The sequence below is a fragment of the Bacteroides sp. 43_46 genome (genome assembly GCF_001915455.1).
Taxonomy (GTDB): domain Bacteria; phylum Bacteroidota; class Bacteroidia; order Bacteroidales; family Bacteroidaceae; genus Bacteroides; species Bacteroides caccae.
In genome coordinates this window covers 19,636-32,352 of record NZ_MNQN01000037.1, presented here as the reverse complement: position 1 = coordinate 32,352, position 12,717 = coordinate 19,636, and the positions used below count along the sequence as shown (strand labels likewise).

The window sequence follows — 12,717 nt, the reverse complement described above, 5'->3', positions numbered from 1 at the left end:
TGGTACTGCGTAACAGTGGGAGAGTAGGTAGCCGCCGTTTTTTATGAAGCCTCGCTTGTCTATTTGACGGGCGAGGCTTTCTGTTTTTAACTGTTTGGATTATCTCTTATTTTATGATTTAATCTTTCATATAGCCGCTTTGGTATCCCTTTCTTCGCTTTCAGTATTTCTTCGTTTTTTATTCTCCTTTTGATTTTATATATTTGCTTTCTCCCGTGAGAATTTCGGAAAAGTGTCATTTAGTAATAAGAATACGCTGAAAACGGAATAAAATCGGTGTAGAAGTGTGATTTTTTTGCAAGGGAATATTTTTCTTTTCATCTTTCCCTTTTTTATCATAATACAGTAATAATACTAAATACTCCTGTTAATATGGAAAACAAAATTCAAGAGTTGACCGATAAGATTTATCGTGAAGGCGTGGAAAAAGGAAACGAGGAAGCGCAAAGACTTATCGCGAATGCTCAGGAAGAAGCAAAAAAGATCATTGAGGATGCTCACAAAGAAGCTGACTCAATCGTTGCTGCCTCTCGTAAATCTGCTGAAGAACTGGCAGAAAATACAAAATCAGAGTTAAAACTATTTTCCGGTCAGGCCGTTAATGCACTCAAATCAGAGATTGCTACTATGGTCACTGACAAGTTGATTACCGCTTCTGTAAAGGATTTCGCTCAGGATAAAGATTACCTGAATGCGTTTATTGTTGCATTAGCTTCTAAGTGGAGTATAGACGAGCCTATCGTTATCTCGACAGCTGATGCGGAATCATTGAAAAAATATTTTGCAGCTCATGCAAAAGCTTTATTGGATAAAGGTGTTACTATCCAGCAAGTAAACGGTATCAAGACCTTGTTTACGGTTTCTCCGGCGGACGGTTCATATAAAGTGAACTTCGGAGAAGAAGAATTCATGAATTACTTCAAAGCGTTCTTGCGTCCTCAATTAGTAGAAATGCTATTTTAAAAGAAGCGACTATGAGTAGTAAGTACTATTACTTGGTAGCAGGTTTGCCGGAACTTTCACTGGAAGACAGCAAACTGAGCTATACAGTAGCCGATTTTAAAACTGAAATCTACCCGGGATTATCTGCTTCAGACCAGAAGTTGATTGACTTATTCTATCTGAAGTTTGACAATGCCAATGTGCTGAAACTTCTCAAAGACAAAGAGGCGGAAATTGATAAACGAGGAAACTATTCTGCTGCCGAACTCACTGAGTATATTTCTATGTTGAGGGAAGGCGGAGAAATCAGCCCTAAGGAATTTCCGGTTTACCTTTCTACATTTATAACTGATTATTTGAATACTCCGGCCGAAAGTACGGTGTTGCATGAAGATCACCTGGCTACTTTATATTATGAGTATGCCATGAAATGTGGAAATAAGTTTGTTGCTGCCTGGTTTGAATTCAATTTGAACATCAATAATATTCTGGTTGCATTTACGAGCCGTAAGTTCAAATGGGATATTGCTTCCAATATTGTAGGTAATACGGAAGTGTGCGAAGCATTGCGTACCTCCAGTGCCCGCGATTTCGGATTGTCTGGTGAGGTTGATGTTTTTGAGTCATTGGTGAAAATCAGTGAGATTACAGAACTGGTAGAACGTGAGAAGAAGCTGGACGCTTTACGGTGGAACTGGATGGAAGATGCTATTTTCTTCGATTATTTCACTGTTGAGCGCATTTTTGCTTTCTTGTTGAAACTGGAAATGATTGAGCGTTGGATCTCCTTGGATAAAGAAAGAGGTAATCAGTTGTTCCGAAGCATTATTGAGTCGAACTGTTAGTGGCGTTATTGCCAACATGGTGACCCTCGTCGTTGACGGACCGGTAGCTCAGAATGAGATTTGTTATATCTCTACCGGTGGCGATAAGTTAATGGCGGAGGTGATTAAGGTTGTAGGTTCACAGGTATATGTTCAGGTGTTCGAGAGTACACGTGGACTGAAAGTGGGCGCCGAAGCCGAATTTACAGGACACATGCTTGAGGTGACATTAGGCCCGGGTATGTTATCGAAAAACTACGACGGTCTGCAAAATGACCTTGACAAGATGGACGGGGTTTTTCTGAAGAGAGGACAATATACGTATCCGTTGGATAAAGAACGTGTATGGCACTTCGTTCCATTGGTAAACGCGGGTGATAAAGTACAAGCTTCCGCGTGGCTGGGGCAGGTGGATGAGAACTTCCAGCCGTTGAAAATGATGGCGCCGTTTACATTGCAGGGAACTGCTACTGTAAAGACTATCATGCCGGAAGGTGATTATAAGATTGAGGATACGATTGCTATCCTGACTGATGAGGAAGGAAATGATATTCCTGTGACTATGATTCAGAGGTGGCCTGTGAAACGTGCCATGACGAATTACAAGGAGAAACCGCGTCCTTTCAAACTGTTGGAAACCGGTGTGCGTGTGATTGATACGCTGAATCCGATTGTGGAAGGTGGTACCGGCTTTATACCGGGGCCGTTCGGTACAGGGAAGACGGTGCTTCAGCATGCTATTTCCAAACAAGCGGAAGCTGACATCGTAATTATCGCCGCTTGCGGTGAACGTGCGAACGAGGTTGTGGAGATCTTTACCGAATTCCCAGAACTGGTGGACCCGCACACGGGACGTAAACTTATGGAACGTACGATCATTATCGCCAATACTTCTAATATGCCGGTTGCTGCCCGTGAAGCATCTGTATATACAGCAATGACATTGGCAGAATATTATCGTTCTATGGGACTGAAAGTGTTGTTAATGGCGGATTCTACTTCACGTTGGGCGCAGGCGTTGCGTGAGATGTCCAACCGTATGGAAGAGTTGCCCGGACCAGATGCTTTCCCGATGGATATTTCGGCTATTATCTCAAACTTCTATGGCCGTGCCGGTTATGTGAAACTTTCTAATGGTGAAACGGGCTCAATTACTTTTATCGGTACGGTATCTCCTGCCGGTGGTAACTTGAAAGAGCCGGTAACTGAAAACACGAAGAAAGTGGCCCGTTGTTTCTACGCTTTGGAGCAGGACCGTGCTGATAAGAAACGTTATCCGGCTGTGAACCCGATTGATTCTTATTCTAAATATATCGAATATCCGGAATTTGAAGAATATATCAAAGGTCATATCAATGATGAATGGATTGGTAAGGTGAATGAACTCAAAACCCGTTTGCAACGTGGTAAGGAGATTGCCGAACAGATTAATATCCTTGGTGACGACGGTGTGCCGGTAGAATATCACGTTACTTTCTGGAAATCGGAATTGATCGACTTTGTTATCTTGCAGCAGGATGCATTCGATGAAATCGATGCCGTAACACCTATGGAACGTCAGGAGGATATCTTGAATATGGTGATTGACATCTGTCATACGGAGTTTGAATTTGATAACTTCAACGAAGTAATGGATTACTTCAAGAAGATGATTAATATCTGTAAGCAGATGAACTACTCGAAGTTCAAATCAGAGCAGTATGAGGGATTCCAACAGCAATTGAAGGAATTGATTGCCGAAAGAAGTATTAAACAGTAATTTGTAAATAGCTAAATTGTAAATATATAAATGGCAACAAAAGCTTTTCAAAAGATATATACCAAGATTACTCAGATTACTAAGGCTACCTGTTCGTTGAAAGCAACGGGAGTAGGGTATGATGAGCTTGCCACTGTGGATGGTAAACTGGCACAGGTGGTTAAGATTGCCGGTGACGATGTCACTTTGCAGGTATTTGAAGGTACAGAGGGTATTCCTACCAATGCTGAAGTCGTATTTCTCGGCAAATCTCCTACATTAAAGGTTAGTGAGCAGTTGGCAGGACGTTTCTTCAATGCTTTTGGTGACCCGATTGACGGTGGTCCCGAGATTGAAGGACAGGAAGTGGAAATCGGTGGTCCGTCAGTGAATCCGGTTCGGCGCAAACAACCGTCGGAACTGATTGCGACAGGTATTGCCGGTATCGACTTGAATAATACGCTGGTGTCCGGTCAGAAGATTCCATTTTTTGCTGACCCCGACCAGCCTTTCAACCAAGTAATGGCAAATGTGGCATTGCGTGCTGAAACAGATAAGATTATTCTGGGCGGTATGGGTATGACGAATGACGACTACTTGTACTTTAAGAATGTGTTCTCCAATGCTGGTGCTCTTGACCGTATTGTGAGTTTCATGAATACGACCGAGAATCCTCCGGTGGAACGTTTGTTGATTCCGGATATGGCGTTGACTGCTGCTGAATATTTTGCAGTAAATAATAATGAGAAGGTGTTGGTGTTGTTGACTGATATGACCAGCTACGCCGATGCGTTGGCAATTGTATCTAACCGTATGGACCAGATTCCTTCAAAAGACTCTATGCCGGGTTCGATTTATTCCGATTTGGCGAAGATTTACGAGAAGGCGGTGCAGTTCCCTTCTGGTGGTTCTATTACGATTATTGCGGTGACTACTTTGTCCGGTGGCGATATTACGCACGCTGTGCCTGATAATACAGGTTATATCACGGAAGGCCAGTTGTTCCTGCGTCGTGATAGTGATATTGGTAAGGTAATTGTCGATCCGTTCCGTTCATTGTCTCGTTTGAAACAGTTGGTAACCGGTAAAAAGACACGTAAGGACCACCCGCAGGTGATGAATGCTGCTGTACGTCTGTATGCCGATGCTGCTAATGCGAAGACCAAAATGGAAAACGGTTTCGACCTGACGAACTACGACGAACGTACGTTGGCTTTCGCGAAAGACTATTCCAACCAGTTGTTGGCCATTGATGTCAATCTTGATACGACTGAAATGTTAGACGTAGCTTGGGGCTTGTTCGGCAGATACTTCCGTCCGGAAGAAGTAAATATTAAGAAAGACCTGGTAGATCAATACTGGCCGAAAGGTGAATAATTAGCACTAGTAATAACTGATAATTAGTAATAACAACGTGGCTATAAAGTTTCAATATAACAAAACCTCCCTTCAGCAGCTCGAAAAGCAACTGAAAGTGCGGGTACGTACGCTTCCTATTATCAAGAATAAGGAAAGTGCCCTCCGCATGGAAGTGAAGCGCTGTAAAACGGAAGCTGCCGATTTGGAGGATAGGCTCGAACAACAAATTCAAGCCTATGAAGCCATGTTCGCCCTTTGGAATGAGTTTGACGCTTCATTGATAAAGGTGAATGATGTTCATCTTGGCGTGAAGAAGATTGCGGGTGTACGTGTACCGCTACTCGAAAATATAGATTTCGAGATACGTCCGTACAGTATGTTCAACGCTCCCAAGTGGTATGCCGACGGTATCCATTTGTTGGAAGAACTGGCCCATACGGCAATCGAACGCGAGTTTATGCTCGCCAAGCTGAATCTGTTAGAACATGCAAGGAAAAAGACCACTCAGAAAGTGAACCTTTTTGAGAAGGTGCAGATACCAGGCTATCAGGATGCATTGCGAAAGATCAAACGATTTATGGAAGATGAAGAAAACCTGTCGAAGTCTTCGCAAAAGATCATGAAGTCTCATCAAGAAAAAAGGAAGGAGGTAGAAGCATGATTACAAAAATGAAGAAACTCACATTCCTGGTTTATCACAAGGAGTACGAAGAATTCCTGAACAGTCTGCGCGAACTTGGTGTGGTTCACATTGTGGAGAAGCAACAAGGTGCTGCCGATAATACGGAGTTGCAGGAGAATATTCGCCTTTTCAACCGCTTGGCGGCTACTCTGAAGTTGCTTCAAAATCAGAAGCATGAAAAGAATGCCGTGATTGCTACGGAAGGTGGAACGGCTACCCGCGGTATGCAAGTACTGGACGAGGTGGATGCTCTGCAGACGGAACACGGCAAGTTGTCCCAACAGCTACAAAGCTATGCGAAAGAGAAAGAAGTATTGGAAGTTTGGGGTAACTTTGAGCCGACCGGCATTCAGAAACTGAAAGACGCCGGTTATATAATCGGTTTCTATAGCTGTTCGGAAGGAAATTACAAAGAAGAATGGGAAACGGAATACAATGCAATGATTGTGAACCGTATTTCTTCCAAAGTATTCTTTGTGACTGTAACGAAGGCCGGACAGGAAGTGGACTTGGATGTGGAGCAGGCGAAACTTCCTGCATACTCTCTGTCACGTCTTGAAGCGCTTTATGATACGACCGAACAGGCAATCGAAGGGAATGAAAAGAAACTCGTTGCACTTTCCGAGACGGATATTCCTTCTTTGAAGGCAGCTTTGAAAGAGTTACAGAGTCAGATTGAATTCTCTAAGGTTGTATTGAGTTCCGAACAAACTGCCGGTGATAAGCTGATGTTGATTGAAGGATGGGCTCCCGCATACAGTAAAGTGGAAATAGAGGCTTATCTGAATGACGCACATGTATATTATGAGATTACGGATCCGATGCCGGGTGATAATGTTCCTATTCGATTGAATAATAAAGGATTCTTTGCCTGGTTCGAACCGATCTGTAAGCTGTATATGCTTCCGAAGTATAATGAACTGGACTTGACTCCGTTCTTTGCCCCGTTCTTTATGGTATTTTTCGGACTCTGTCTGGGAGACTCGGGATATGGACTTTTCTTGTTCCTCGGAGCAACGGCATATCGCTTACTGGCAAAGAAGGTAACTCCGTCAATGAAGTCGATTATTTCACTGATACAGGTACTGTCTGCTTCAACCTTCTTCTGCGGTTTGCTGACGGGTACATTCTTCGGAGCGAATATCTATGATTTGGATTGGCCTATCGTGCAACGTCTGAAACATGCGGTCCTGATGGACAACAACGATATGTTCCGGCTGTCGCTGATTTTGGGTGTTATCCAGATTCTGTTCGGTATGGTACTGAAAGCTGTGAATCAGACAATCCAGTTTGGTTTCAAATATGCAATAGCAACGATCGGATGGATTATCCTACTGGTTTCAACGGCTGTTTCGGCTTTATTCTCTTCTTCGGAGTTGTTGTCGATGGGAGGTACGGCATATAAGGTTGTTCTGTGTATTTCCGGTGCTATGATATTCCTTTTCAACACTCCGGGAAAGAACATATTTATGAATATCGGACTCGGTTTGTGGGATTCATATAACATGGTTACCGGTCTGCTGGGAGATGTTTTATCATACGTTCGTCTTTTTGCCCTTGGACTTTCAGGAGGTATTCTGGCGGGAGTATTCAACAGTCTGGCGGTAGGTATGAGTCCGGATAATGTAATAGCAGGACCTATTGTAATGGTGCTGATTTTTGTTATCGGTCATGCAATCAATATGTTTATGAATGTGCTCGGTGCAATGGTTCACCCGATGCGTCTGACGTTCGTTGAGTTTTTCAAGAACTCCGGTTATGAAGGTGGCGGCAAAGAGTACAAGCCTTTTAAAAATTAAGAATTAAAGAATTAAACAATAAAAAATAGAATAAGATTATGGAAATGAATTTGTTTATTGCCTATATTGGCATCGCGGTTATGGTTGGTTTGTCAGGCATTGGTAGTGCTTACGGAGTAACTATTGCAGGTAACGCTGCTATCGGCGCATTGAAGAAGAATGATAGTGCATTCGGTAACTTCCTTGTGTTGACTGCACTTCCGGGTACACAGGGTTTGTATGGTTTTGCCGGTTACTTTATGTTCCAGACCATTTTCGGCATCCTGACTCCTGAAATTACTGCTATTCAGGCTTCAGCCGTTCTTGGTGCAGGTATTGCTTTGGGATTGGTTGCGTTGTTCTCTGCTATTCGTCAGGGACAGGTTTGTGCAAACGGTATCGCTGCTATCGGCCAGGGACACAATGTTTTTAGTAATACATTGATTTTGGCCGTATTCCCAGAACTTTATGCTATCGTTGCTTTAGCTGCAACTTTCTTGATCGGTAGTGCGCTTGCATAATTTTTTTCTGCAAGAAACTTTTTCAATAAAGAACTTTCAATCCCCTTGTGAATGCCGTTTTGCATTTGCAAGGGGATGTTCTTTTTTCTTTGTCAACCAACTTTTCTTTCTTTTTTCAAAGAATAATGTGTACTTTTGCACTCGCATACTAAAAAGAGTTTTAATATATTATATGGTAAAAGATTTATTAACCCCCGATTATATCTTCGAGTCCAGCTGGGAAGTATGTAATAAAGTGGGAGGGATATACACTGTCTTGTCGACACGGGCGAATACATTGCAGGAAAAGTTTCGCGACAGAATTTTTTTCATAGGTCCTGATGTGTGGCAAGGAAAAGAGAACCCTCTATTCATTGAGTCAGATAATTTGTGTGCTGCCTGGAAAAAGCATGCATTTGAGAAAGACGAACTTTCGGTTCGTGTCGGACGATGGAATATACCAGGTGAGCCGATTGTCATTCTAGTCGATTTTCAACCTTTTTTTGAGAAGAAGGACGATATATACACAGATATGTGGAATCGTTTTCAAGTAGATTCGTTGCATGCTTATGGCGATTACGACGAAGCTTCTATGTTTTCGTATGCTGCAGGAAAGGTGGTGGAAAGTTTCTACCGCTACAACCTGACAGAAACGGATAAGGTGGTATATCAGGCACATGAGTGGATGACCGGAATGGGAGCACTTTATATACAGGAGGCTGTGCCGGAAATTGGTACTATTTTCACGACTCATGCAACATCGATCGGCCGTTCCATAGCAGGTAACAATAAGCCGCTGTATGACTATCTGTTTGCTTATAATGGTGACCAAATGGCACAGGAACTTAATATGCAGTCAAAGCATTCTATCGAGAAGCAGACTGCACATTATGTAGACTGCTTCACAACTGTAAGCCAGATTACCAACAATGAGTGCAAGGAACTGTTAGACAAACCGGCAGATGTAGTGTTGATGAATGGTTTTGAAGACGATTTCGTACCGAAAGGAAGTACATTTACGGGAAAACGTAAACGTGCACGTGCCTTGATGCTAAACGTTGCCAATAAATTATTGGGAACAAATATGGGGGATGATACGTTAATCATCGGAACCAGTGGGCGTTATGAATTCAAAAATAAAGGTATTGATGTATTCTTGGAATCATTGAACCGCTTGAACAGGGACAAAAACTTGCATAAGAATGTTCTGGCATTCATCAATGTCCCCAGTTGGGTAGGAGATCCCCGTGAAGATTTGCAGGAACGTTTGAAGAGTAAAGAGAAGTTTGATACTCCGCTCGAGGTGCCGTTTATCACTCATTGGTTGCATAACATGACTCATGACCAGGTGTTGGATATGCTGAAATATCTGGGAATGGGTAATCGTCCCGGAGATAAGGTAAAGGTGATATTTGTTCCTTGCTATCTGGACGGGCGTGACGGTATTATGAACAAAGAATATTATGATATATTGCTGGGACAGGACTTGAGTGTCTATGCTTCTTATTACGAACCATGGGGATATACTCCGCTGGAGAGTGTAGCCTTCCACGTTCCAACAATAACTACTGATCTGGCGGGATTCGGGCTTTGGGTAAATAGCTTGAAGAATCAGCATGGTATCAATGACGGGGTAGAAGTGCTGCACCGTTCTGACTATAATTATTCGGAGGTGGCGGATGGTATCAAAGATACAATTACGCTATTTGCGGATAAGTCGGAAAAAGAAATAAAAGAAATCCGCAAGCGGGCTGCTGAAGTGGCGGAACAGGCTCTGTGGAAACATTTTATACAATATTACTATGAGGCTTACGATATTGCTTTGTGCAATGCGATGAAGCGTCAGTTGAGTTAAGAAAAAATTATTCATCAATAAGTAAATAAGAACATTATGAAAATTAAAGTTAGTAATGTGAATACTCCCAACTGGAAAGAGGTTACTGTAAAATCACGTATACCGGTAGAGTTGGAGAGATTGTCTGAAATTGCACGTAACATTTGGTGGGCATGGAATTTTGAAGCGACAGAATTGTTTAGAGATCTAGATCCGGAACTTTGGAAAGAATGTGGACAGAATCCCGTACTGTTGTTGGAGCGCATGAGCTACGAAAAGTTGGAGGCTTTGGCAAAAGACAAGGTGATTCTGAGAAGAATGAATGATGTTTATACAAAATTCAGAGATTACATGGATGTGAAATCGGATGAAAAACGTCCGTCAGTAGCCTATTTCAGCATGGAATATGGTTTAAGTAGCGTCCTGAAAATATATTCCGGTGGTCTGGGTGTGTTGGCCGGTGACTATTTGAAAGAAGCATCTGATAGCAATGTTGATCTTTGCGCAGTAGGTTTCTTGTATCGTTATGGTTACTTTACGCAGACTTTGTCTATGGACGGTCAGCAGATTGCTAACTATGAAGCACAGAACTTCGGTCAACTTCCTATCGAACGTGTAATGGATGCAGCAGGCAATCCTTTAGTGGTAGACGTTCCTTATTTGGATTATTATGTTCATGCTAACGTATGGCGTGTAAATGTAGGACGTATTTCTTTGTATCTGCTTGATACGGATAATGAAATGAACAGCGAGTTCGACCGTCCTATTACTCACCAGCTTTATGGCGGTGATTGGGAAAACCGTTTGAAGCAGGAAATCCTGTTGGGTATCGGTGGTATCCTGACTCTGAAAGCACTGGGTATCAAGAAAGATGTCTATCACTGTAATGAGGGACATGCTGCACTGATTAATGTTCAGCGTATCTGTGACTATGTAGCTACGGGATTGACATTCGATCAGGCTATCGAGTTGGTTCGTGCTTCTTCTCTTTATACTGTTCATACTCCGGTTCCGGCAGGTCACGACTATTTTGATGAAGGACTGTTTGGTAAATATATGGGAGGTTATCCTGCCAGAATGGGTATTAGCTGGGACGACCTGATGGATCTCGGACGTAATAATCCGGGTGACAAGGGTGAACGTTTCTGTATGTCTGTTTTTGCTTGCAACACTTCTCAGGAAGTGAACGGTGTGAGCTGGCTCCACGGAAAAGTTTCTCAAGAAATGTTCTCCACTATTTGGAAGGGGTATTTCCCGGAAGAAATGCACGTAGGTTATGTTACTAACGGTGTTCACTTCCCGACTTGGAGTGCAACAGAATGGAAACAACTGTACTTTAAATATTTCAACGAAAACTTCTGGTTTGACCAGTCTAATCCTAAGATTTGGGAAGCTATCTATAACGTGCCCGATGAAGAAATCTGGAAGACTCGTATGACGATGAAGAATAAGCTGGTTGATTATATCCGCAAATCATTCCGTGATACATGGCTGAAGAACCAGGGAGATCCTTCACGTATCGTTTCGTTGATGGATAAGATTAATCCGAATGCGTTGTTGATTGGCTTCGGTCGTCGTTTCGCAACTTACAAACGTGCGCACTTGCTATTTACCGATTTGGAACGTCTTTCCAAGATCGTAAACAATCCTGATTATCCGGTGCAGTTCCTGTTTACAGGTAAGGCTCACCCGCATGATGGTGCAGGGCAAGGTTTGATTAAGCGTATTATCGAGATTTCACGTCGTCCCGAATTTCTGGGTAAGATCATCTTCCTCGAAAACTACGATATGCAGTTGGCTCGTCGTCTGGTTTCCGGTGTTGATATCTGGTTGAATACTCCGACTCGTCCATTGGAAGCATCCGGTACATCAGGTGAAAAAGCATTGATGAACGGTGTTGTTAACTTCTCTGTATTAGATGGTTGGTGGCTGGAAGGTTATCGCGAAGGTGCAGGTTGGGCGTTAACTGAAAAACGTACTTACCAAAATCAGGAACATCAGGATCAATTAGATGCTGCTACTATTTACAGTATTCTTGAAACTGAAATTCTTCCGTTGTACTATGCTCGCAATAAGAAAGGATATTCGGAAGGCTGGATTAAGGTAGTGAAGAATTCTATCGCTCAGATTGCTCCCCATTATACAATGAAACGTCAATTGGATGACTACTATTCGAAGTTCTACAATAAGTTGGCTAAACGTTTCGCTATTTTGTCTGCTAACGACAATGCAAAAGCGAAAGAAATTGCTGCTTGGAAAGAAGAAGTGGTTACTAAATGGGATTCTATTGAAATCGTATCTTGCGATAAGGTGGAAGAGCTGAAAACCGGCGATATCGAAAGCGGAAAAGAATATGTCATTACTTATGTAATTGACGAAAAAGGTCTGAATGATGCCGTAGGACTTGAATTGGTTACTACTTATACGACTGCCGACGGTAAACAACATGTTTATTCGGTAGAGCCGTTCAGTGTAATTAAGAAAGAAGGTGACTTGTATACATTCCAGGTGGTACATAGTTTATCGAATGCCGGTAGCTTTAAGGTATCTTACCGTATGTTCCCGAAGAACCCGGATCTTCCGCATCGTCAGGACTTCTGTTATGTACGTTGGTTCGTCTAATTGATTGAGAATAAGATAGGGTAGAGTGATCTTCCTCTATTGCTTCTCTCTATAAAAAAAGAGGCTGTCTCAAAATAAACTTGAGATGGTCTTTTTTTGTTTTATTTCAGATTGAAGTTATTTTGGATTCTTCTCAAAAAAAGGAGTTTACAAGCTTCTTTTTGAAGATTTCATTCTTTCAAATAGTTTTTTTCGTTGCCATAAGCCTCCTAAGAGGCTACTTTTGCAAGATTGTGTGCTATGACCAGCAGGCCGAACTCAATTTCCACCTTCTTAAGTCCACGAAGGTGAAACCTCTTGAAGTGCTTGTTGTTCTTGGGGTTTCCAAATACGGCTTCTACATCCTGTGGCCGCTGACTGCGGTATTTAAGACCTTCCGGTGACAGGAGCTTTTCACGTTCCCTTTCCTTGATTTTTCTCAGGCGGTGATTCACCTGT

At 42.5% G+C, this 12,717-nt stretch carries 10 protein-coding genes; 9 read left to right on the top strand and 1 reads right to left on the bottom strand.

What is annotated here, in order from left to right:
- Nucleotides 1-372 precede the first annotated feature (372 nt).
- The 9 genes from BHV72_RS03695 to BHV72_RS03655 all read left to right on the top strand — a co-directional run bounded on the left by BHV72_RS03695 (nucleotide 373) and on the right by BHV72_RS03655 (nucleotide 12,279).
- Nucleotides 373-963 carry a V-type ATP synthase subunit E family protein gene (locus BHV72_RS03695; RefSeq protein ID WP_005675592.1) on the top strand — a complete coding sequence of 197 codons (591 nt, stop codon included), beginning with the start codon at nucleotides 373-375 and terminating at the stop codon, nucleotides 961-963.
- 11 nt (nucleotides 964-974) lie between these two features.
- The gene (locus BHV72_RS03690; RefSeq protein ID WP_286854768.1) at nucleotides 975-1,787 is read left to right on the top strand and encodes a DUF2764 domain-containing protein; all 813 of its coding nucleotides are present in this window, start codon (nucleotides 975-977) and stop codon (nucleotides 1,785-1,787) included.
- A gap of 16 nt (nucleotides 1,788-1,803) precedes the next feature.
- Nucleotides 1,804-3,525, top strand: coding sequence for a V-type ATP synthase subunit A (locus BHV72_RS03685; protein WP_286854773.1), 1,722 nt, complete (start codon nucleotides 1,804-1,806; stop codon nucleotides 3,523-3,525).
- Nucleotides 3,526-3,555: 30 nt separating this feature from the next.
- Nucleotides 3,556-4,881, top strand: coding sequence for a V-type ATP synthase subunit B (locus BHV72_RS03680; protein ID WP_005675595.1), 1,326 nt, complete (start codon nucleotides 3,556-3,558; stop codon nucleotides 4,879-4,881).
- A 37-nt stretch (nucleotides 4,882-4,918) separates the two neighbouring features.
- On the top strand, nucleotides 4,919-5,524 hold the full coding sequence (locus tag BHV72_RS03675) for a V-type ATP synthase subunit D (protein WP_005681263.1): 606 nt from the start codon (nucleotides 4,919-4,921) through the stop codon (nucleotides 5,522-5,524).
- Nucleotides 5,521-7,344: a V-type ATP synthase subunit I gene (locus BHV72_RS03670; protein WP_022041523.1), complete on the top strand. Its 1,824-nt coding sequence runs from the start codon at nucleotides 5,521-5,523 to the stop codon at nucleotides 7,342-7,344. The genes BHV72_RS03675 and BHV72_RS03670 overlap by 4 nt, the downstream gene beginning before the upstream one ends.
- Before the next feature lie 38 nt (nucleotides 7,345-7,382).
- Entirely contained in the window at nucleotides 7,383-7,844 is a 462-nt protein-coding gene (locus BHV72_RS03665) for a V-type ATP synthase subunit K (RefSeq protein ID WP_005675599.1), read from the top strand.
- A 172-nt stretch (nucleotides 7,845-8,016) separates the two neighbouring features.
- A complete protein-coding gene (locus BHV72_RS03660; protein ID WP_005675600.1) occupies nucleotides 8,017-9,678 on the top strand; it encodes a glycogen/starch synthase in 1,662 nt (553 codons plus the stop codon).
- 36 nt (nucleotides 9,679-9,714) lie between these two features.
- Nucleotides 9,715-12,279: a glycosyltransferase family 1 protein gene (locus tag BHV72_RS03655; RefSeq protein ID WP_005675601.1), complete on the top strand. Its 2,565-nt coding sequence runs from the start codon at nucleotides 9,715-9,717 to the stop codon at nucleotides 12,277-12,279.
- Between the two features lie 209 nt (nucleotides 12,280-12,488).
- Here BHV72_RS03655 and BHV72_RS03650 read toward each other — a convergent pair.
- On the bottom strand, nucleotides 12,489-12,717 hold a 229-nt coding region (locus BHV72_RS03650; RefSeq protein ID WP_286854671.1), incomplete at its 5' end, for a transposase.